Origin of the sequence: Hymenobacter sp. J193, assembly GCF_024700075.1 — a bacterium.
GTDB lineage: Bacteria > Bacteroidota > Bacteroidia > Cytophagales > Hymenobacteraceae > Hymenobacter.
Genome location: NZ_JAJONE010000001.1, coordinates 1,969,763 through 1,989,593 on the forward strand (window position 1 = coordinate 1,969,763; position 19,831 = coordinate 1,989,593).

Below are 19,831 nucleotides of genomic sequence, written 5' to 3' on the forward strand. Positions count from 1 at the left end.
TGCCATTGTACTTGTGTTGTTGGTGAAATTGGAGTTGTTGAAAACACTAAGAGAGTAAAGCGGACTTAGTTCAAAGAGGTGTTGGTACCCATACCAATCTGAATCATTGCCGTCCGGAAGCCAATGTACGAACGGGCCGAATCCTGATATTCGAAGTTACGTGTACCGGTTTCGAGGAAGTAAGCAATGTCTTTCCAAGAGCCGCCGCGTACTACTTTGCGGGGTTCGTTGTCATCGGGGTTGGTTGGGTTCAAGTCCCACACCACGGGTACCGAGGCTTCCATGTAGGCGTCGTCGCACCATTCGGACACGTTACCCGACATATCATAGAGGCCGAAATCATTCGGGAAGTACGAGCCTACTGCGGAAGTATAAGCAGCACCATCCGAGGCATAGTCGCCACGGCCGGGCTTGAAGTTAGCTAGCATACAGCCGTTCTGGTTGCGCAGGTATGGGCCACCCCAGGGATACGTAGCCAGGTCGCGGCCGCCACGGGCGGCGTACTCCCACTCAGCCTCGGAGGGCAGGCGGAAGTTAGGCGTGGGAGCCAGGCCCAGTTCTTCGTTCGAAGCGTTTTTGTTTTTGGTGCGCCAGTTGCAGAAATACTTGGCCGCAAACCAGTCGACGCCCACCACCGGGTAATCGTCGAAAGCAGGGTGCGTGTAGTAGTACTCCATCAGCGGGTCGCCCATGTGATACGTGAAGTCACGCACCCAAACAGTGGAGTCGGGGTACAGTTCCGTCATCACGTATTCTTCGCCGAGCACGTCAATCGAGTCCTGCCGGATGGCGTCCATGAACTGACGGTACTCATTGTTGGTGATTTCCGTCTCATCCATGTAGAAGCCGGCAATGGTTACCTGCTTGTTCATGTTTACCATGGAGGCCGAAATATCCTGGTCAGTCTGACCCATGTGGAACGTGCCGCCGGGGCAGGGCACCATGCCAAAAGGCACTTCCTGCGGGTTGAATTCCGGGCGGTCTTCGGAGCCAATCAGGTCACCCTGCGGCCCTTTGCCAAAACCACAGCTTCCCAACAACAGGGCCGAAGCAGCAACGAGAGGAAATAAGAAAAGCTTGTTCATAGTCCGGAAGCGAAAGACTTGTGAGGCGCGATACCCAAAGATTACAATTTTTGCAGCAGGCAAATTTAATGTGTTCAACTCTTGTACGCAAGTATTTCGTTCAACTTCACGTAGCTAGCCGCGAATACCGGTTTATACGGGTTAAAATGAAGGGGGTCAAGGTTCTTCGAAAACTTAAACCGACTGCTTGTTTTACCTTCATTCAACGGCAGAAAAGGCCGAATCACGCTTGAAGCCTAGAAACTGTAACGTGGAGTGCGAATGGCCGGGCGAGAGATACTGACAGGGCGTGGCAGGCGGTAAGAGAGCATAATCTCATGTGAGCTAAACGCACGCGCTTCTTGATTAAATGCAATAAAATCAAAAGCGTACCCCACTCGCAGAGCATTGTCTTTAGTGAAACTCGCTCCCAGCATTCCCTGGAACGACTCCTGAAAACGATATCCAAGCCCTGCCCAATACTTGTCGTCAAGCGTAGCACGCCCGCCTAGTTCGAACGAAGTACTTTTTTGCGAAAACTTGCCCCCATCCCCTACTTTACCCGGCAATACCATCTTCACTAAAGCACTGGGTGTTACCACAACGGAAGGTGTAGCTTCAATATTATATCCCAGCGTGAGATATGCATGGTTCTCGCCCGTTACGGACGAGGCCGTATTGCCATCAACATTCTGGAACTGGTACTTCGACCGAAGCAGGTTGTTTACGCTTAGCCCGGCATAGAGCTTTTCAGACTCGTACCACACCCCGGTACCCAGATCAAACTTTCTATCGGCGCTTTCATTGGGCACAGCCGGGTCTCCCTCTTCGGCAGGCCGGTATGTGCCTTTTCCAAGATGGGTGTAGATTCCCTGGACACCGATTCCCAGCTTTCCTTCCCCTATGGTTATATGGTAGGCGTAAGAAACGTTAGCCGTGGTTATTTTGGTTTCCGCAATACGGTCACGATATAAAACTGCTCCTAGCCCGCCATGCAGGAACTTTACGGGCACTGAGGCCGACAACAGATAGGTTTGTGGGGAGCCACCCGCATCTTCCGGCAAAGTAGCCTGATATCCCAAATATTGGTAGCGGCCTATAGTAGTAATTTCCCCATATCCTTTCACGCCCGCGTAGGCAGGGTTCAGGTATATACCATTAAAGCCATAGTGCGTAAACTGGGGCTGCTGCTGAGCCAGCGCCGAGCCAGTTGCCAGACAGGCCAATGTACCAATCAGTACTGGAACCCTCATAGTTGTGTTCGAATAGGACCGTATTACGTGAAAAGTGGGACAGGGCTGCTCTACCAAATGTAACGAAAAAGGTCATTACACTGGCTCAGGGCAGCTGGCCCACTCTTCAACGGAAAACGCGGATAGTTAGTCTATTTATTTGCCTTGGCTTTTGCATTTGCCTGGGCACCGCTGTGCAGCAGGATATACTGCTCTATAGCCCCGGTCATGGAAGGCGCATTTGGGTGCGGTGCCTGGATGTCAAGCTCCAGGCCGGCATCAATGACGGCTTTGGCCGTGGTGGGGCCAAACGCCGCGATGCGCGTTCCATTCTGCGTGAAGTCGGGAAAGTTGATAAACAGGGAGCTGATACCCGACGGGCTGAAGAAAGCAATGCAGTCATACTTCACATCCGAGAGGTCCGACAGGTCGCTGGCGACGGTGCGGTAGATAACGGCTTCGGTGAATTTGAAGCCATTGGCCCGCATGAACTCCGGAATATCATCCTTGCGGATATCCGAGCACGGATACAGGAATTTCTCGCCCTTGTGCTTCTTGATGACATCAAACAAATCGGCAGCCGTGCGCTGACCCACGAAGAGCTTACGCTTGCGCAGTACAATGTACTTCTGCAGGTAATTGGCCGTCTGCTCCGAAATACAGAAGTATTTCATTTCCGCCGGCATCTCAATCTTTGCCTCCTGACAGATGCGGAAGAAATGGTCGACGGCATTGCGGCTGGTGAAGATAACGGCCGTATGCTCCTGAATATTGACTTTCTCTTTACGAAAATCCTTATAGGGAACCGGATCAACCTGGATGAATTCCCGAAAATCTACTTTAATGCCGTATTTCTCCGCAATGGCAAAATAGGGTGATACGTCTCCTGTCGGCTTGGGCTGGGTGACCAGTATGCTCGCGATGCGCTTCGCGTGGCGGCCAGTTCCCGGTTGCTCTTTGCTGTCGGCCATGGTAAGAAAAAAAGGTAAAACTAGGCAATAAGGAGAATGAGAAAGAAGCGAAAAGTCTGGGTGGCACCTTGCCGGAAAGACGGGAAAGCAGTTTAAATGCTAGAAAACAATCAGCTTTAGTAGAATAACGAGGGGTATAACTTCCGTGGCGCAAAGGTACGAAAACAAATGTAGATTCAGTACCGACGACTTACGATGCAGGGTGAGGGCAATGCGGACTACTGTGGCCACTAACAGAAAGGTAATCACCCCATTGGAAAGCCACAGAACCACAGCCGGCGCGGCCGTATTAAGGGTGAGGTAGATGATGACAACGAAGGGAAGAGCCAGCCCGATCAGCAGAATGGTGCGCACAAACTCGCGGTACTGCACCGTAACCAACGGCAGCACGTCGAAAATGTAGCCCATGAAGGAAATGTATGGGTATTTCAACAGCACGAATGCCAGTACCAACCCAGTATATAGCAACACCCGCAACACAATGGCCGACTCCGGCACATTGAACAGTTGGCGCAAAATGAGGACGTTCTGCAGGCTGGTATGCACAGCCACCAGTAGCAGGGCAAACGACAGGGAGAATACTACCAACAGCAGCAAGTTGAGCCAGGTAGCAGTAGGCTTGATCAGAAAATCCTGGTCGGCGGAATTGTTCAGAAAGCTTCGGAGCTCATAAATCCGACTAAAGCCCGGCCGGTACGTAACGCGCACGCCCCCGTAGAGCAGCCCCAGCAACAGCAGAAAGCACACGTAGGCATTGTGGTAGCCCAGCACTCGCTCCTGCGGCAGTAAGGGGGCCACCGCGTGCTTGCTCCGAGCTACAGGCACGGGTTCCACATCCACAAACGACGCGTAGGCGGGCGGCGTAGTAGGATGCCAGACGCACAGCAGGTGCTTCGCTGTGAGGCCCGTAGCGGGGACAAAGCGCGCCAGATCCAGCGTATAGGAACCCGCCTCGGGTGCAGTGAAAACAAGCTGGTTGTCGAGAAAAAGGCTAAGGTTCTGAAGCGCGGTAAAAGAAATAACCGTGGGCTGACCGGGCTGCAGGCTAACCCATTGATAATAGGCGCGGCTGGGTTGATGGTAGCCCGCCAAATACAGCGTCAGCCGGTTCTGGCCCGGCTTGTAAATCAGCCAGTCGGCTGAGAGGCCGACGGGGGGCGGGGGCGGCAATGGGCGGTATTCGGCCGCACGTCCCGGCATTGCTGCCAGCAGAAGCCAGCCTACCAGCAGTGCGAGTTGCCGCCAGTTCATACGGAAAAGAGGAATCAGCTTAGGAAGCCACCCGCTGCCGGGCACTTCTGCTCTGGTACACGCCCAGAAATATGCTCAACCCCAGCGAAAAAACTACCAGTCCACCAATCAGCCAGGTATTGCCCAAGTAGGCAAAGTTGATGACGAACAGAATAACCACTAAGTTCAGCAGGGCAAGCAGCATAACGGTGCTGATCTGCTGGAAGCCCATGGCCAAGATGCGGTGGTGAATGTGGTTTTTATCGGGGGAGAAAGGCGAGCGGCCCGCCATCATGCGCACAATAAACACGCGGATGGTATCAAACAGCGGCACGAACAGCACGCCCACGGCCACTGATGGCGCCGAAGTGGGAAACGGCTGACGCATCTCAATGAACTGAATGGTGAGAAACGACACGATAAAGCCGCAGACCAAGGAGCCAGTGTCACCCATGAAAATGGTGGCCCGGTGGAAGTTGTAGCGCAGAAAGCCCAGCATACCCCCAATCACGCAGATAGACACGAAAGCATAGTTCCCGTAGGTGGCACCACCGTAGCGGTAGAAGTAATACCCGAACGTGCTGACGATGATGAGCACAATACTACCTGCCAGTCCGTCGAGACCATCAATGAGGTTGATGGCGTTGGTGATGCCCACAATCACGAAGAAAGTGAAGGCGTAGCTGATGCCGATGGGCAGCTCATGAATGCCCAGAATACCCTGGAAGCTGGTCAGGCGGATGTCGGCCATAATCATGACCACACCGGTAGCAAGCAGCTGGCCCACAAATTTTTTGGAAACCGAAATGCTGACCAGGTCATCCTTGAGGCCCACAAAAAACAGGATGATACAGCCAGCCAGCAGCTGCTGCACCCCATGTTCGAGGTTGGCGAAGATGGTAAGCGCCGACATAAACCCGGCAAACACGGCCACTCCCCCAGGCGCGGCGTCAGGGACTCGTGCACAGTGCGCACGTTGGGGGTATCGAGCATATTCTTCAGGTGGGCGATATAAATGATGGACGGCACCGCGAACAATGCCACCAAAAACGCCCAGAGAAAAGAGAGGCCCAGAGAAATACCGAGTGGATTCATAAATCAGAGCTCAAAGAGAAGCATTTACGCCAATGACAGCAATAGAGGATGTACTGTCTTGTTCTTTCTTTTAGTGGTGCAGAATACCTTCCTGGTTGAGCAGGGCTATATGGATGAGGTTGGCTGGCACAATGGAGTCGGGTACGAAGATGTATTTCTTATCGAAGATCTGCGTACCGCGGTAGTAACTCACCCAATACTGGTTGTTGAGGTGAAACAGCCCGGGGTCGATGGGCTCGATGGGTGCGGCGCTGTGGGCGGGCACTTCCAGCAACACGTGGCGCAATGTGGAGGTGCGCACGGCCTCGCCGTTGGGCTGGGTTCCGTAGCCGTTGGAGTTCACAATGACGTTTTGTAGCGGGAAGTCGTTGTAGTTGAGCAGATACACCAGCCAGCCGGGCTGCCCATCCTCGGTAGCAGCCGCTTCATCGGGTACCACAGCCATGGCTACACCTTCTACCGGGTCAAACTGAATGTCCTCTTTCATAGCAAATCAAACAGCATATTCGGCATTCAGCAACGTGGCCAGATGCGGGAGCAGGCGGTTTTCTACTTCCGTTACGGATATTTCGCGGCCCAACTCGCGCTGCATAGACGTTACGGCCTTGTCGGTGATGCCGCAGGGCACGATGTAGCCGAAGTACGTGAGGTCGGTATTGACGTTGAGGGCAAAGCCGTGCATGGTTACCCAGCGGCTGCACTTCACGCCCATTGCGCAGATTTTGCGCGGGTTGGGGGCACCTTCCTCGAAATCAAGCCACACCCCGGTAAGGCCCGCAATGCGCCCGGCTGACAGGCCATACTCGGCCAGCGTACGGATGACAGCTTCCTCCAGCACACGCAGGTAGCGGTGAATGTCGGTGAAGAAGTTGTCGAGGTCCAGGATGGGGTAGCCCACCAGCTGGCCGGGGCCATGAAAGGTAATGTCGCCGCCGCGGTTGATGCGGTGGAAGGTGGCCCCGTGCGCTGTCAGGGCATTTTCATCCAGCAACAGGTGCTCGGGCTTGCCGCTTTTGCCCAGCGTATATACCGGCGGGTGCTGGCACAGCAGCAGATGGTTGGGCGTGAGCACCGGAGAATCGCCGGCTTCAGCGGCCGCGCGGTTGCGGGTTTTCAGGGCCAGCGTAGCCGCCAACAGCTCTTCCTGGTAATCCCAGGCAGTTTGGTACGCTACTGTGCCCAACCGCTCTACCTGCACCACCCTGTTTTGCCCGGGCTGCCGGATCCCCGCCGCAACGGGGGCCTCGGGGGCGGCTGCCGGAGGGGTTGTTACGCAGGTAGAAAGCAGAGAATTCATGCGGGGAGCGTAGGGCGGGCCCTTCAGCAGGCAAGACGGACGCGGGTAAGGCCACCAGCCGAAACAACGGCTGATCAGACACTTTGGCAACGGCCGGGCTTGTTCCGCCGGGGCTAAATTCTCCGCAAAGGTACTAGATTTAGCTCCAATCTGTTTTGCACGCTATGGATTCCTGGCTTACGCGCTTGCCGGCATGAGCAACGCGGCTCACCAACTCGGGGCGGCCGGCGAGGAAGCAGCCGCCGATTTTCTGCAGCAGCAGGGCTATACGGTGGTGCACCGGGGCTACCGCTACCGCCGCGCCGAGGTAGACCTGATTGTGCAGCGCGGGCAGGAGCTGCTAGTGTTTGTGGAGGTAAAAGCCCGCTCCGGCACGCAATACGGCTACCCCGAAACCTTCGTCACGGCGCGCAAGCAGCAGCTGTTTCGGCTGGCGGCCGAGCAAGTACAGGAGGAGCTCAACTGGCCCAGCGACATCCGGTTCGACATCCTGGCCCTTACCCGCACCGCGCATGGTTTCCACATCGAGCACTTCGAGGATGCATTTTATTGAATGAACAAGTTATGGTCCTGCCGCAACTGATGCATGACGGGCAGCCATTCAGCCTTTAAAGCAGAAAGCTACTGACGCCCTAATTCCGGGCGCCGGGGCGGGAGTTGTCGGGCTTGCCGCGGTTGTCGAGCTTATCTTTCTCGAAGATCAGCACGGCGTTGCGGTTGTATTCCTTTATCAGCTCAGGCGTGGCTACCTCGGGGTCATAGCCGGTTTCACCGTACTGGTACACGTAGTGGCGGCGGTTGCGGAAGCCCCAGTACTTCGTCCACTCCCCTACTTTCTTGCCGTTCTCAAACTGCCCGTCCCAGTCGCGCTGCCCGTTGTCGAGGTAGCGCACGTAGTCACCTTCCAGCTTGCCGTTCAGGTATGGAATGACCTCCTTAATCAACTTCTGCTCCCCATCATAGTAGGTAATGGCGGCGTCGCGTGGGAAGCCCATTTCGTAGTGGACTTTGCTGAGCAGGATGTTGTCCTTGTTGAACCGCTCCCAGCGCAGGTGGCGTGTGCCCACGGCGTAGTAGCCCGTTTCTACCACTTTGCCGCCCTGCATCTTCTTGTAAGGACCGTGCAGCACTTTATCAACGGCCGGATCAAGCTCGGTGGTGGCTTTGAAAATCTTCTTTTTGCGGGGGTTGAAGTAGTAGCGGGCCGGGGCGTAGGCGTTGGGCTGCTGGAAGGTTTTCAGGTAATAAAAAACCTCAATCACCTGGTTTTTGCCCTTTGGCCCCGACTTCGTGTAGCCGCGCTTGATTCGCTCTCCGAGGAAGATGTTCTTCTTTTTCTTTTTGGTTTTCCGCTGGGCCGTTTTTTCGCTTTCCTTGGCCTGCTTCTCCTGCTCCTTGGTCAGGGTCACGCGCTTGGCCACCAGGGAAGGTGAGCCCACCGTGTCGCGGGCGGTAGTGAGCGTGTCGGACAGACGGTTCTGGATGGCAGAGGCTTCCGGTTTACTATTGAACGATACCAGCTGAGGCGAGCAGGCTCCCAGGCCCAGCATCAGCCCCAACCCTACGTACAGCAAACGAAACAGGCGCATCGGCGAAAAGTGAAGTAGCTAGCGGACGATAAAACGTAAATATACCGACATATAGTGCCCTGCGATGAAATGGTGAGAAAGTGAAATGGTGAGCTGGAGGTTCTACCCGCGCAAACTGCGCCAGCGGAACCTCCAGCTCACCATTTCACTTTCTTACCGCTACTCCGCGGCCAGCAAATCGGCGCTACGCTTCACAAAGGCGGTGAGGGCTTCGCCTTTCAGCATGCCCTGGGCCAGAAGCGCAAGGTCGTAGGCCTGGCGGGCCAGCTTGCTGCCGGCTTCGCCCTCGGCGTTCAGCACACGCTGGGAAATGGGGTGGTTGGCATTCACGCTCACGGTGTAGGAGTCGGGCAGCGAGCCGAACATCTGCATACCACCTCCGCCACCGGCGCGCTGCATATCCTTCATGCGGCGCATAAACTCGGGCAGGGTGATGATAACCGGCGCGTCCTGGGGCGACAGCGCCTCTACCTGCACATGCATCTGCTCGTTGCTGATGGCCGCCTTATAGAGCTCCTGCAGCTTGGTTTTGTCGTCGTCGCTGAGTACGCTCTCAGTGCTTTCCTCCTTCTCGATGAGCTTGCCGATAGTGTCGGCATCCACGCGCTTGAAGGTCGTTTTCTCCAGTTTCTGCTCCAGCTGGCCAATGAAGTGCGAATCGAGCGGGCCGTCGAGCTTCAGCACATCGTAGCCGCGGTCCTGGGCGGCCTGCACGAAGCCGTGCTGGGCTTCGGCATCAGTGGTGTAGAGCACTACAGTCTGCTCGCTCTTGTCTTTCTGGTTGGCCTGCACAAACTCCTGGTACTCGGGCAGGGTGAAGAACTTGCCCCCCACGTTCTGCACCAGCGCAAAGTCCTTGGCCTTGTCGTAGAACTTCTCATCCGACAGCATGCCGTACTTCACGAACAGCCCGATGTCGGACCATTTTTGCTCGTAGCCCGTGCGGTCCTTGCGGTAAAGCTCGGACAGCTTGTCGGCTACTTTCTTGGTGATGTAGGTGTTGATTTTGCGCACCGCCGCGTCGGCCTGCAGGAAGCTACGCGACACGTTCAGCGGAATATCCGGCGAGTCAATCACGCCGTGCAGCAGCATCAGGAACTCGGGCACCACGTCCTTCACCTCGTCGGTAATGAACACCTGGCGCGAGTAGAGCTGGATTTTGTTACGCTGGAACTGCAGCTCGTCCTTCACCTTCGGGAAGTACAGAATGCCCGTCAGGTTGAAGGGATAATCGACGTTGAGGTGAATCCAGAACAGCGGCGGCTCCGAGAACGGGTACAGCTCCTGATAGAACTTGGTGTAGTCTTCATCCGTCAGCTCCGAGGGCTGCTTGGTCCAGATGGGGGCCGTCTGGTTGATGACTTCACCCTCGAACTCGATTTCGATGGGCAGGAACTTGCAGTACTTGTTCAGAATACCTTTCAGACGCGCAGCTTCCAGAAACTCGTCGGAATCTTCGGCCACGTGCAGTACCACGTCGGTGCCGCGGTCGGCCTTCTCGGTGGTTTCCAGGCTGAACTCGGTGCTGCCGTCGCATACCCAATGGGCTCCTTCGGTTTCTTCCTTGTAGCTCTTCGAGAAGATTTCAACTTCGCGGGCTACCATAAAGGCGGAATAGAAGCCCAAGCCAAACTGACCGATAATCTGGTCTTTGGCAGCCGCATCCTTTTCCTTGTACTTCTCCACAAACTCGGTAGCCCCGGAGAAGGCAATCTGGTTGATGTACTTCTTGATTTCCTCGGCCGTCATGCCCAGGCCGCGGTCGGAAATGGTGATGGTACGGGCTTCCTTGTCTACGCTCACCTTCACCTTCAGGTCGCCCAGCTCCCCTTTGAACTCGCCCAGCTGGCCCAGGCTTTTCAGCTTTTGGGTGGCGTCCACGGCATTGCTTACCAGCTCGCGCAGGAAGATTTCGTGGTCGGAGTATAGGAATTTCTTGATGATAGGAAAGATGTTCTCGGTATGAATCGAGATGCTGCCTTTCTCTTGCATGGCGGGTTGGTAAAAACTAGACGGAGGTAAAAACACAAAACTCTGCGCCGCCCGGCGGTTACCCCGCTGGCGGCCGTAGCGCCGCTAGTCAAAACCCATTCCAGTCGGGCTTTACGCTGCCAGATTGACAGCAACTCCGGGCCCTCACTCCCTACTGCTCACGCCAACCGAAGCAATTTCCGTTGCGTACATACCGGCATCATCCGTCAACATTACAGGCTATCGTCTACTAAATCAGCATGGCTGGCTCTTCCACCCGAATTCGTGAACTGCGCGACTTGCTGGCCCTGGAACGAACCCAGATGGCCAACGAGCGGACGCTGCTGGCGTATGTGCGTACGGGTATGGCCCTGGTTATTGCCGGTTTCTCGCTTATTCAGTTTTTCCGGCAGAACCTCTTTGTGTGGGCCGGAGTGGCGCTGGTTCCGGCCGGCCTGGCCGTAGTGCTGCTGGGCTGGCGCCGCTACCGGCACAAAGGCAGCGCATTAACGAGCAGAGCCTCCACGTCGTCGTACACCGACTGAGGCCTGTGCCACTCGTCCAGCAGGCGCTGAGCGGCTTCTTCCCGGCCACCCACCAGCCAGTCGAAGGCCGCTTCCAGCTCGAAAAAAAGCTGCACCTCGAAGTGAATAAAACGGCGGCCAGCCTGCAGGATATTTTCAATCACCATCAGATTATACTGGCGGCTCCCCACAATCAGGGCCACGCACTCTACCGTGGGCACGCACACTTTGGGCAGCCACGTATGCAGCAGCCAGAACTGGTCTTCGATGCTGATAGCCGGCAGCGTGCTTATATCGAGCAGGCACTGCCGGATCCGGAGCTGTTGAGCCAGCACGGCAATGGCCTCCAGCGCCGGGCGCAATCCATCGGTCGTAATGGTATCCCCGCACCACCCGTAGTGGAGCAGCTGCGCTTCGGCATTGTAGTGCACCCGAACACAATTCTCAATATAACATATCACAGGAGGCAGTCTATTGGCTTGGCTACAAAAAAAGCACAATAACCACACTAAGCCATATACTTACCCGTTTTTATTGCTTACCTATTGAATGTTTATATTTTATTATACATAGATCCTAAACGTCATTTAACGCACTCCAAGGCTACGTTGATTTGCTTTATAGCGGTTTCTTGAATGATATATCTGGCGTGTAGAGACGCGTACTCGCGTCTTGTGGTCTGCGTCGCCTATTGTTCAACGACGAGACGCAAGTAGGCGTCTCTACACCGTTCGTGAAACTGCTTGATTTCACGGGCATGTATACCGCTTGGCCCCCGCAGGCATTCACACCTCAGCCTCGACCGACTCCCCCGAACCATGCCTGAATTGCCTGCCTAAACCTAAATAAAGAGTGGATGCTGAGCCGTAGCGCGGCCAGGGGTCCGCAGCGTATTCGTGAGGGCAAGCAGGAAACGGAAAGCCAAGTGTTTCATTGAGAAGATGCTTTGTGATGAGAGGATGCACAAAGGTGAAGCGCGAACATTAAGGCAATATTTTTCACTGGTTGTCAATTCGTTATCAAAGTGAATACCTGAAAATTCGTTACTACTACCAGGCGTAGCGGCGGGTGTTGTGCTTCGGAAACCAGTATCTTGCACCGGGCTTCTGTTTCGGCTCCGCTGATTTTCCTGCTATGGCGTTGCGTCGTTCCCTGCTGGCTGGCTGGCTGCTGCTCTGCTTTTTGCGGGTGCTGCTGCCGGAGGCGTGGGTGCTGCAGCTGCACGCGCACGAACACACCACGGAGGAAACAGCTTCGGCGCAACCGGGCAAAAAGCTGGTCAGCCCCAAGCACCAGCACTGTCCCGTCGACCAGTTTCACCACGTTCCGTTTCAGCTGGCGCCGCCGCTGGAGCTGCCCGTACCCTTTTACCAATATGTAGCGCCTGCTACGGAGGCTGTAGCTTCTGTGGGCCGGGCAGCTACGGTACCTACCGCGTACCTGCGGGGCCCGCCGGCCCGGGCATAATACCATACTGTATAGCCCCGGAGCGCGCCATATGCCGCCGCGTTCCACTTCGCACTGGCCAATCGGGCGCTTTCGCCTGCGGCTCCATTGCCCGTCAGCTCGGTTCCGGCCTCTCTGCTTTCCTTCACCGGATACAGCAGTCTGTACACTGCATCTGTTACAGGCTGAGCGGAAATTGAAGTTGGCATCTGGGCTTCTCCGGCAGCTTCTCTTACTTCTTGGCGCTGAGTGCACGGCTACTGCTGCCTAACTCAGTGCGCACATTTTTTAGCATGAAATCAACTTTTATGGCTGCGAGCCTATTGCTGCTGGCCGGCAATAGCGTAATCCAAGCCCAAAACGCCCCGCGGCCGAGCCTGCCGGCCCGGGCTACCCGCACGGTGGTCCCCGTTACCGGCCGGGTAACTGATGCTGCTACCGGCGAACCACTGCCGGGTGCTACCGTAATTTTCCCGGATGTAAAACAAGCCACTGCCACGGGGGCTGATGGCACATTCCGGTTTGCCAGCTTGCCGCAGGGCCGCTTTTTGATGCAGGTGCGCTTTGTGGGCTACACTCCCGTGGTGCGCACCGTAGACACCAGTGCCGGCACTGCCCTCGATGTAGCCCTCACCCCGGCTGAAACCGAAATCGGACAGGTGATTGTGACGGGGGTATCGGCCAGCACGGAAATGCGCCGCTCACCGGTGCCCACCAGCGTGGTAGACCAGACGCGCCTGCGCCAGACGGCCGCCACCAACGCCGTGGACGCCCTGGCTCACACGCCCGGCCTCAACCAGATTACCACCGGCGCGGCCATCAGCAAGCCGGTTATCCGGGGCTTGGGAGCCAACCGCGTCATCACCCTGAACAACGGGGCCAAGCAGGAAGGTCAGCAGTGGGGCGACGAGCACGGCATCGAAATCGACGAGTTCAGCATCGACCGGGCCGAGGTGATTAAGGGCCCCGGCTCCTTGCTGTATGGCTCCGACGGGCTGGCCGGCGTCATCAACTTTCTGGCGCCCGACCCGGTAGAGGAGGGCCGGATTCTGGGCTCCGTGACGGCCAACTACCAGACCAACAACTACCAGCAGGGCTACTCGCTCTGGAACGCGGGCAACCTGGGTGGCCTGAACTGGCAGGTGCGCGGCTCGGGCAAGGTGGCCACCGATTACCGAAACAAGTACGACGGCCGGGTGTACAACTCGGGGTTCCGGGAGCTGGACGGCAGCGGCTACGTGGGCCTGAACAAAAGCTGGGGCTACACGCACCTCACCTTCAGTTCTTTCAACCAGATCCTGGGTCTGATTGAGGGCGAGCGGGACTCCACTTCGGGCCGGTTTACGCGGGTGACCAGCCTGGGCGAAACGCAGATAGTGGATGGCAGCGGCTTTTCCGGCTATGACCTCGACGTGCCCCGCCAGCAAATCAACCACCTGCGCATCGGCACCGACAACAACTTCATCCTGGGTCAGTACCGCCTGACGCTCAACGTGGGCTGGCAGCAGAACCTGCGCCGGGAGTTTGGCAACCCCGAGGACTACTACGAGAAGTCATTATTTTTTCAGCTGCGCACCGTGGACTACGCCCTGCGCTGGTTTTTGCCCGAGAAAAACGGCTGGCACACCACGCTGGGCTTGAGCGGCATGCAGCAGGAAAACCAGAACAAGGGCGTGGAGTTCCTGATTCCGGCTTACCGTCTGCTGGATGGCGGCGTGTTCGGCGTCACCAAAAAGAGCATTGGGAAGCTCGACCTCAGCGGCGGCCTGCGCTACGACGTACGGCGCATTACGGCCGACGCGCTGTTTCTGGATGAGGAAGAGCAGCCGGTACCTGCGGGCCAAGGTGAGGAAAAGTTTGCGGGCTTCCAAAGCAGTTTCCGAAACGTGAGCGGCAGCGTGGGCGGCGCCTACAACCTGAGCGAGAAGTGGCTGCTGAAAGCCAACGCGGCCCGGGGCTTCCGGGCCCCCAACATTGCCGAGCTGGGCTCCAACGGCATCCACGAGGGCACCACCCGCTACGAAATCGGGGAGCCGGACCTGAAGCCGGAAACCAGTTTCCAGTTGGATGGGGGCCTGAGTTTCACGGCCGACCACGTGAGCTTTACGGCCGACGTGTTCCGCAACCGCATCAGCAACTACATCTTCCCGCGCCGACTAGCTTCTCAGGACGGTACCGACTCCCTTTCGGCGGATGGCGACCGGGTGTTTCGCTACGGGCAGGGTGACGCGCGCCTGGCCGGGGGTGAAGTAAGTCTGGACCTACACCCCCACCCGCTCGACTGGCTGCACTTCGAAAACTCGTTTTCGATGGTGCGGGCGGTGCAGCTAGATCAGCCAGCCGGACAGCGCTACCTGCCCTTCACTCCCGCCGACAGGTTTCAGTCGGAGCTGCGGGTGAATTTCCGGCAGGTGGGCCGCTCGGCGCTGCGCAACCTGTATGCCCGGGGCACGGTGGAGCACAACTTCGCCCAGAACCGCGTGTTCTCGGCCTTCGATACCGAAACCCGCACGCCCGGCTACACCCTGGTGAACTTGGGCGTGGGCACCGAGGTAGCCTCCGCCAAAGGCCGCACGCTGTTTTCGCTGTATCTGGCCGCCAACAACCTGTTCGACGTGGCCTACCAGAACCACCTGAGCCGCCTGAAGTACGCGGCGGTAAACAACGCTACCAGCCGCACCGGGGTGTATAACATGGGCCGCACGCTAAGCGCGAAGCTCGTGGTGCCGCTGGCGTTTAAGTAGCCCGCCCCTGAATCGTTGGAGCTTGTTTTTCGGGGAAGAAAAAACAAGTTTTCATACATACAGCAGCCTCCATTTGGGGGTAGCTGTATGTATGGTATCCAGGTGACGCGTCTTGTGGGACGGCACTAAAACTCAGAAAAGCGCACACTAGCAACTGCTTAAACTTTGTTGCAAGTGCAATTCGGTCAAGAATCAATGGAGAAATCGAGTGCTTCAGTGCCCTCCACAAACAGATTATAGGTCACATCCTCTTCTTGATCATCGAAACTGATAATCCAGTCGGTGTTGTCTGGGGAGACATTATGAATGTCCACACCACCTATAGCGAACCTATCCTGCCAGTTTGATATGGTTATATCCAGTCCCGCTTCTAAAAATAATTCATTGAAACGTTCAGTAATGCTGGTGCTTAATGATTCAATCCGTTCATCAATAGTTGAAAGAAATTCTAATTGGGCAGGATCTGGCTCCGTATTGGTTCCACCAACAGAGCGACAAAACTTACCAGAAGCGCTGGACCAGATGTTTTTTTCCTTTTTGCTGTAGACCAAGGTAAAACTCCCTATAGATGTATGGTATACTTTATCGGGCTTTGATTTGAACAGTTTAGAAAGAAAGCCCATACAGAAAGCAGATAAACAGGATAAACAGACCGAGGCTTCAAAATTCTACCGACAATATACTGACACGCTTTACTTATCTTCTGAGCCTACTGCAATGAATACGTTGCACATACAGCCCTTCATCACCAGGGAAGAGTATGGCTTTATTATAAAGGGCCGGAGCCGTGCCGTACGATGTTGCGGGTTTGCCATTAGCTGAGCCAAATCGGAAGAAATCATTAAGGCGTATTTCTGCAAATACTTATGAGTTGCGGAGCAAGTAAATCTTCGTAATCTGCGGGGCCTTACTTCTTTCCTGCCCGCATGCCTGCCTCTGCCTCCGCTTCTCCCAAAACTACCGGCCTGTTTTCGGCCATCGTCATTGTAGCCTCGCTGGGCTATTTTGTGGATATCTACGACCTGATTCTGTTCAGCATTGTGCGGGTGGATAGCCTGAACGAGCTGGGCATTACGGCCAAAGACGCGGTAACCAACCAGGGCCTGTACCTCATCAATATGCAGATGGGCGGCATGCTGCTGGGCGGGGTGCTGTGGGGCATTCTGGGGGATAAGCGCGGGCGGCTGTCGGTGCTGTTCGGCTCCATCCTGCTCTACTCACTGGCTAATTTGGCCAACGGCTTCGTGCAGACCATTGACCAGTACGCCTGGCTGCGGCTGATTGCCGGCATCGGCCTGGCCGGGGAGCTGGGCGCGGGCATCACGCTGGTGGCCGAAACGCTGCCCAAGGAAAAGCGCGGCTACGGCACCATGATTGTGGCCACCGTGGGCGTATCGGGGGCCATGCTGGCCTATTGGGTGGGGGCTCGGTTTGGCTGGCGTAATGCCTACATCGTGGGCGGCGGGCTCGGCTTAGCGCTGCTAGCCTTGCGGGTCGGCGTGTACGAGTCGGGTATGTTCGAGCAAACCAAGAAAAGTGACGTGGAGCGCGGTAACTTTCTGACGCTGTTCACCAACCGCCGCCGGCTGGCCCGCTATGCCAAGTGCCTGCTCATCGGGGTGCCGCTGTGGTTTGTGGTCGGCATCCTGATTACGCTGGCCCCGGAATTCAGCACGGAAATGGGTATTACCGGCCCCGTCACAGCCGGGCTGGGCGTGTTCTGGTGCTACTTCGGGCTGGTGTTCGGGGACTTTGCCAGCGGCACCCTCAGCCAGGTGCTGCGCAGCCGCAACCGGGCGCTGCAGCTGTTTCTGGTGTTTTGCGGCGTGATGGTGGGCGTGTACCTGTTTGCGGTGCATAGGGCCTCGCCCACGGTATTTTACGCGGTGTGCTTTGTGCTGGGCATTTCGGTGGGCTTCTGGGCGCTGTTCGTGACGGTGGCGGCCGAGCAGTTCGGCACCAACCTGCGGGCCACGGTAGCTACCACGGCACCCAACTTTGCCCGCGGCTCGGTGGTGCTGCTGGTGCCGCTGTTTCAGGCGTTGCGGGGTCCGCTGGGGCTGATCGGCAGCGCGGCGTTGCTGGGCGCGGGCTCTTTGCTGATTGCCTTCTGGGCCGTGAGCAGCCTACCCGAAAGCTTCGGCAAAGACCTCGACTACGTAGAGCAGGACGAAGCTTAGCCGGGCCGCCGGGCAAAGACGCCTTGCGGTATAAAGTGCTAATCCCAACTCTGCGGGGTGGGCGCCGTACCTAAAGGCGAATTCTCCTATGAACTCGACCGTAGCCATGAAATTATTTGTCGCGCTTCTGGCAGCTGCCTGGTGCAGTGTTGCCGTTGCCCACGCCCAAACCACGCCTGCGGTAACTGACTCAACCCAGCTCACGCTTCAGCAGCAACAGGACCGGGCCTCCGCCGCCCGAGGTGCCCTGGATACGCAAAAGCGTGAATCGGCCGCTTCCCGCACAGCCGTAAACGATTCGAAAGCGCAACTCAACGACCAGAAGCGCGCCATGAAGGAGCAAAAGCAGCAGTTGAAAGACCAGAAGCTGGAATTGCGCCGTCAGCAGGAAGTAGCCAAGGCCGACCGCCAGCGCGAAAAGGCCGCCAAAGTATTGATGAAGGAAGAAAAGCAGCGGGCCAAAGAAGCCAAGAAGGCGGCCCGCGCCTAACGCGTTCAGTTAATGGAGTATTACGTGACCAACCCGCCGCGTAGCTCCGCCCCGGCACACGGCGTATGTGTGCCAGATACCAAGTAGTGCTCTTTACCGCCACAACCCATGCCTTCTTCTTCTCCCACCAACCGCCCTACCGTGCGCTGGTACGTGCCGCACCACTTTATTCTGCTGCCGGCGGCACTGGTCATGGCCTTTTATGCCGGGCGGCGCTACGCGGCCATAGCCGGCACCGATGATAACAACGCCCGCCTGTGGTTTTGCGTGGCCGCCGGGGCTGTAATTGTGCTGGGCATGCTCATCATGATGCGCCAGCACTACGCCCTCACCTTGCAGGACCGCATTATCCGGCTGGAAATGCGTCAGCGCTACTTTGAAATCACCCGCGACAGTTTTCAGCCCTTCGAGCAGCAGCTCACCTTCAAGCAGATAGCTGCCCTGCGCTATGCCTCCGATGCCGAGCTACCCGGGCTGCTTCAGGCTGCCATCCGTGAGAAACTCTCCCCCGCCGCTATCCAGGAGCGTATCGATCATGTGGTACCCGACAAGATGAGGGTGTGAAAACCTGCCATGTGGCGGCCGTAGCCTGGACTTTTTGTCTGAACTTTGTGTTGCTAGCCTAAGCTGTGGGCAAGAAAGGCCGCTTGCCTTTCCCACATCTTTGGCCGTATTCACTTGCTTCGCTGACTTTCCCGATGATTCTTTACAACGTCACCACCAGCCTCGACCCGGAAATTGAAGAGCAGTGGGTTGCCTACATGCGCGACACGCATCTGCCTGAGGTAATGGCTACCGGCTTTTTTTGAAAAGCCAGCTCTGCCGTCTCCTCAATGAGGAAGATGGCGGCATCACCTACGCGGCTCAGTATTACTGCGTAAGCCTAGCGCAGCTGGAAGAGTACCAGGACGTAGCAGCCCCGGCACTGCGGCAGGAAATCGAGAAGCATTTTGGCGGCCGGTTTGCCTCTTTCCGCACCATGCTGGAAATTGTGGACTAGCTTCGCGTTATGCCTTTAAGCTTGAAGAGCCGCCTCTAAAGAGGCGGCTCTTCTGTTATCGGGCAGTATTGTGGCAACCTGTTACTTAAGGGGTACCATATGGCTAGCCCTGCACGGCGGCTTCTACTTCCGGGTGGCAGGCGTAGGCCGCCAGCTGTTCGGATGTCATATTGCCGTTATGCCACTCGGGGTCGAGGTTGGCGCCTATTTTCTTGTAGAAGCCGATGGCGGGCTCGTTCCATTCGAGCACCTGCCATTTCAGCCGGTGCGCCCCGCTGCGGCGGGCTTCGGCTACCACGGCATCAAACAGCAGCTTGCCGATGCCGGTGCCCCGGGCTGCTTCCGTCACTACCAGGTCTTCGAGGTAGAGCATCCGGCCTTTCCAGGTGGAATATGCTGTGTAGTACAGCGCAATGCCCAGAATTCCCTGCTCCGGCGTTTCGGCCACGAAGAAGCTGAAAATGGGCTGCGGGCCGAATCCGTCGCGGCGCATATCCTCCAGGGTATTGGTGACTTCCTGCGGAGCGCGCTCAAACACAGCCAGCTCAACAATGAGCTCGTGGACGCGGGGTAAGTCGGCTTCGGTGCCGCGGCGGATGATCATACGTCAGTGCTGAGTAAAGGGGGAGGAATGAAATGGCAAGCCGGCTCCAAACTAAGTAAGGCGCTGGAGCAATTACCTGTAAAATAAATGAGCAACAGCCTCCGGGGCCATTGCTCATCATTGATTGCCGACAGCAGGCAAAGCCTACATCTGCGGCTGCATTTTCTTGATGGCCTCCGTGGCGTTTACGGCGTTGATTTCCTGCTTGGCAGCGGCAGCAGCAGCAGTGGCCGAATCCTGACCGGAAACCTCGGCGGGCAGCGGCGGCAGGGGCTTTACCGTGAGGTCCTCATCCTTCTTGTAGTCGGGGTTGCTGCACGACGACACCGTGAGCGTCAGGGAAGCGCCGGCCAGCAGACCGAGCAAGAGCATTTTTTTCATGGATATAACTAAA

At 56.7% G+C, this 19,831-nt stretch carries 20 protein-coding genes and 1 pseudogene; 8 read left to right on the forward strand and 13 right to left on the reverse strand.

From position 1 onward, the window contains the following. Window positions 1-65: 65 nt before the first annotated feature. The 7 genes from LRS06_RS08520 to lipB form a co-directional block, all read right to left on the reverse strand. A complete protein-coding gene (locus tag LRS06_RS08520; RefSeq protein ID WP_196954229.1) occupies window positions 66-1,085 on the reverse strand; it encodes an SUMF1/EgtB/PvdO family nonheme iron enzyme in 1,020 nt (339 codons plus the stop codon). A 236-nt stretch (window positions 1,086-1,321) separates the two neighbouring features. After that, on the reverse strand, window positions 1,322-2,317 hold the full coding sequence (locus tag LRS06_RS08525) for a type IX secretion system membrane protein PorP/SprF (protein WP_257871099.1): 996 nt from the start codon (window positions 2,315-2,317) through the stop codon (window positions 1,322-1,324). Window positions 2,318-2,448: 131 nt separating this feature from the next. Continuing rightward, window positions 2,449-3,267: a uroporphyrinogen-III synthase gene (locus LRS06_RS08530; protein WP_257871100.1), complete on the reverse strand. Its 819-nt coding sequence runs from the start codon at window positions 3,265-3,267 to the stop codon at window positions 2,449-2,451. Window positions 3,268-3,366: 99 nt separating this feature from the next. Next, window positions 3,367-4,518: a DUF4271 domain-containing protein gene (locus tag LRS06_RS08535; protein WP_257871101.1), complete on the reverse strand. Its 1,152-nt coding sequence runs from the start codon at window positions 4,516-4,518 to the stop codon at window positions 3,367-3,369. 19 nt (window positions 4,519-4,537) lie between these two features. After that, the gene (locus LRS06_RS08540; RefSeq protein ID WP_257871102.1) at window positions 4,538-5,410 is read right to left on the reverse strand and encodes an MraY family glycosyltransferase; all 873 of its coding nucleotides are present in this window, start codon (window positions 5,408-5,410) and stop codon (window positions 4,538-4,540) included. Window positions 5,411-5,662: 252 nt separating this feature from the next. After that, a complete protein-coding gene (locus tag LRS06_RS08545; protein ID WP_257871103.1) occupies window positions 5,663-6,079 on the reverse strand; it encodes a hypothetical protein in 417 nt (138 codons plus the stop codon). A gap of 6 nt (window positions 6,080-6,085) precedes the next feature. Continuing rightward, a complete protein-coding gene (lipB, locus tag LRS06_RS08550; RefSeq protein WP_257871104.1) occupies window positions 6,086-6,889 on the reverse strand; it encodes a lipoyl(octanoyl) transferase LipB in 804 nt (267 codons plus the stop codon). 193 nt (window positions 6,890-7,082) lie between these two features. On the opposite strand from lipB, the gene LRS06_RS08555 reads away from it, so the two are divergent. Continuing rightward, window positions 7,083-7,442, forward strand: a complete 360-nt coding sequence (locus LRS06_RS08555) for a YraN family protein (RefSeq protein ID WP_257871105.1) — start codon at window positions 7,083-7,085, stop codon at window positions 7,440-7,442. Between the two features lie 79 nt (window positions 7,443-7,521). On the opposite strand, the gene LRS06_RS08560 is transcribed toward LRS06_RS08555, so the two are convergent. Next, window positions 7,522-8,478 carry a toxin-antitoxin system YwqK family antitoxin gene (locus LRS06_RS08560; protein ID WP_257871106.1) on the reverse strand — a complete coding sequence of 319 codons (957 nt, stop codon included), beginning with the start codon at window positions 8,476-8,478 and terminating at the stop codon, window positions 7,522-7,524. Between the two features lie 159 nt (window positions 8,479-8,637). Next, the gene (htpG, locus tag LRS06_RS08565) at window positions 8,638-10,470 is read right to left on the reverse strand and encodes a molecular chaperone HtpG (RefSeq protein WP_257871107.1); all 1,833 of its coding nucleotides are present in this window, start codon (window positions 10,468-10,470) and stop codon (window positions 8,638-8,640) included. Between the two features lie 239 nt (window positions 10,471-10,709). Here htpG and LRS06_RS08570 point away from each other — a divergent pair, with 239 nt between their 5' ends. Then, a complete protein-coding gene (locus LRS06_RS08570; protein ID WP_257871108.1) occupies window positions 10,710-10,994 on the forward strand; it encodes a YidH family protein in 285 nt (94 codons plus the stop codon). On the opposite strand, the gene LRS06_RS08575 is transcribed toward LRS06_RS08570, so the two are convergent. Continuing rightward, complete coding sequence (locus LRS06_RS08575; RefSeq protein WP_257871109.1) at window positions 10,934-11,434, reverse strand: hypothetical protein; 501 nt, start codon at window positions 11,432-11,434, stop codon at window positions 10,934-10,936. The genes LRS06_RS08570 and LRS06_RS08575 overlap by 61 nt on opposite strands. Before the next feature lie 673 nt (window positions 11,435-12,107). On the opposite strand from LRS06_RS08575, the gene LRS06_RS08580 reads away from it, so the two are divergent. Together LRS06_RS08580 and LRS06_RS08585 are read left to right on the forward strand one after the other, a co-directional pair. Further along, on the forward strand, window positions 12,108-12,440 hold the full coding sequence (locus LRS06_RS08580) for a hypothetical protein (RefSeq protein WP_257871110.1): 333 nt from the start codon (window positions 12,108-12,110) through the stop codon (window positions 12,438-12,440). Between the two features lie 287 nt (window positions 12,441-12,727). Beyond that, window positions 12,728-15,163: a TonB-dependent receptor gene (locus LRS06_RS08585; RefSeq protein ID WP_257871111.1), complete on the forward strand. Its 2,436-nt coding sequence runs from the start codon at window positions 12,728-12,730 to the stop codon at window positions 15,161-15,163. A 185-nt stretch (window positions 15,164-15,348) separates the two neighbouring features. Here the strand turns inward: LRS06_RS08585 and LRS06_RS08590 are convergent, their stop codons facing one another. Beyond that, window positions 15,349-15,786 (reverse strand): hypothetical protein, encoded by a 438-nt coding sequence (locus LRS06_RS08590; RefSeq protein WP_257871112.1) that lies wholly within the window; start codon window positions 15,784-15,786, stop codon window positions 15,349-15,351. Between the two features lie 303 nt (window positions 15,787-16,089). Here LRS06_RS08590 and LRS06_RS08595 point away from each other — a divergent pair, with 303 nt between their 5' ends. The 4 genes and pseudogenes from LRS06_RS08595 to LRS06_RS08610 all read left to right on the forward strand — a co-directional run bounded on the left by LRS06_RS08595 (window position 16,090) and on the right by LRS06_RS08610 (window position 18,833). After that, window positions 16,090-17,343 (forward strand): MFS transporter, encoded by a 1,254-nt coding sequence (locus LRS06_RS08595; protein WP_257871113.1) that lies wholly within the window; start codon window positions 16,090-16,092, stop codon window positions 17,341-17,343. Window positions 17,344-17,431: 88 nt separating this feature from the next. Then, the gene (locus tag LRS06_RS08600; RefSeq protein WP_257871114.1) at window positions 17,432-17,833 is read left to right on the forward strand and encodes a hypothetical protein; all 402 of its coding nucleotides are present in this window, start codon (window positions 17,432-17,434) and stop codon (window positions 17,831-17,833) included. 108 nt (window positions 17,834-17,941) lie between these two features. Beyond that, complete coding sequence (locus LRS06_RS08605; RefSeq protein ID WP_196954213.1) at window positions 17,942-18,397, forward strand: DUF6526 family protein; 456 nt, start codon at window positions 17,942-17,944, stop codon at window positions 18,395-18,397. A 134-nt stretch (window positions 18,398-18,531) separates the two neighbouring features. Then, window positions 18,532-18,833: pseudogene (locus tag LRS06_RS08610) on the forward strand (DUF4286 family protein). 103 nt (window positions 18,834-18,936) lie between these two features. Here LRS06_RS08610 and LRS06_RS08615 read toward each other — a convergent pair. Both LRS06_RS08615 and LRS06_RS08620 read right to left on the reverse strand, forming a co-directional pair. Next, a complete protein-coding gene (locus tag LRS06_RS08615; protein WP_257871115.1) occupies window positions 18,937-19,437 on the reverse strand; it encodes a GNAT family N-acetyltransferase in 501 nt (166 codons plus the stop codon). A 144-nt stretch (window positions 19,438-19,581) separates the two neighbouring features. After that, complete coding sequence (locus LRS06_RS08620; RefSeq protein ID WP_257871116.1) at window positions 19,582-19,818, reverse strand: hypothetical protein; 237 nt, start codon at window positions 19,816-19,818, stop codon at window positions 19,582-19,584. Between the last annotated feature and the right edge of the window lie 13 nt (window positions 19,819-19,831).

What these genes read in the sequence shown, in the direction of transcription:
- LRS06_RS08520 (WP_196954229.1), bottom strand. Translation starts at nt 1,085, where the DNA reads ATGAACAAGCTTTTCTTATTTCCTCTCGTTGCTGCTTCGGCCCTGTTG.
- LRS06_RS08525 (WP_257871099.1), bottom strand. Translation starts at nt 2,317, where the DNA reads ATGAGGGTTCCAGTACTGATTGGTACATTGGCCTGTCTGGCAACTGGC.
- LRS06_RS08530 (WP_257871100.1), bottom strand. Translation starts at nt 3,267, where the DNA reads ATGGCCGACAGCAAAGAGCAACCGGGAACTGGCCGCCACGCGAAGCGC.
- LRS06_RS08535 (WP_257871101.1), bottom strand. Translation starts at nt 4,518, where the DNA reads ATGAACTGGCGGCAACTCGCACTGCTGGTAGGCTGGCTTCTGCTGGCA.
- LRS06_RS08540 (WP_257871102.1), bottom strand. Translation starts at nt 5,410, where the DNA reads ATGTCGGCGCTTACCATCTTCGCCAACCTCGAACATGGGGTGCAGCAG.
- LRS06_RS08545 (WP_257871103.1), bottom strand. Translation starts at nt 6,079, where the DNA reads ATGAAAGAGGACATTCAGTTTGACCCGGTAGAAGGTGTAGCCATGGCT.
- lipB (WP_257871104.1), bottom strand. Translation starts at nt 6,889, where the DNA reads ATGAATTCTCTGCTTTCTACCTGCGTAACAACCCCTCCGGCAGCCGCC.
- LRS06_RS08555 (WP_257871105.1), top strand. Translation starts at nt 7,083, where the DNA reads ATGAGCAACGCGGCTCACCAACTCGGGGCGGCCGGCGAGGAAGCAGCC.
- LRS06_RS08560 (WP_257871106.1), bottom strand. Translation starts at nt 8,478, where the DNA reads ATGCGCCTGTTTCGTTTGCTGTACGTAGGGTTGGGGCTGATGCTGGGC.
- htpG (WP_257871107.1), bottom strand. Translation starts at nt 10,470, where the DNA reads ATGCAAGAGAAAGGCAGCATCTCGATTCATACCGAGAACATCTTTCCT.
- LRS06_RS08570 (WP_257871108.1), top strand. Translation starts at nt 10,710, where the DNA reads ATGGCTGGCTCTTCCACCCGAATTCGTGAACTGCGCGACTTGCTGGCC.
- LRS06_RS08580 (WP_257871110.1), top strand. Translation starts at nt 12,108, where the DNA reads ATGGCGTTGCGTCGTTCCCTGCTGGCTGGCTGGCTGCTGCTCTGCTTT.
- LRS06_RS08585 (WP_257871111.1), top strand. Translation starts at nt 12,728, where the DNA reads ATGGCTGCGAGCCTATTGCTGCTGGCCGGCAATAGCGTAATCCAAGCC.
- LRS06_RS08590 (WP_257871112.1), bottom strand. Translation starts at nt 15,786, where the DNA reads ATGGGCTTTCTTTCTAAACTGTTCAAATCAAAGCCCGATAAAGTATAC.
- LRS06_RS08595 (WP_257871113.1), top strand. Translation starts at nt 16,090, where the DNA reads ATGCCTGCCTCTGCCTCCGCTTCTCCCAAAACTACCGGCCTGTTTTCG.
- LRS06_RS08600 (WP_257871114.1), top strand. Translation starts at nt 17,432, where the DNA reads ATGAACTCGACCGTAGCCATGAAATTATTTGTCGCGCTTCTGGCAGCT.
- LRS06_RS08605 (WP_196954213.1), top strand. Translation starts at nt 17,942, where the DNA reads ATGCCTTCTTCTTCTCCCACCAACCGCCCTACCGTGCGCTGGTACGTG.
- LRS06_RS08615 (WP_257871115.1), bottom strand. Translation starts at nt 19,437, where the DNA reads ATGATCATCCGCCGCGGCACCGAAGCCGACTTACCCCGCGTCCACGAG.
- LRS06_RS08620 (WP_257871116.1), bottom strand. Translation starts at nt 19,818, where the DNA reads ATGAAAAAAATGCTCTTGCTCGGTCTGCTGGCCGGCGCTTCCCTGACG.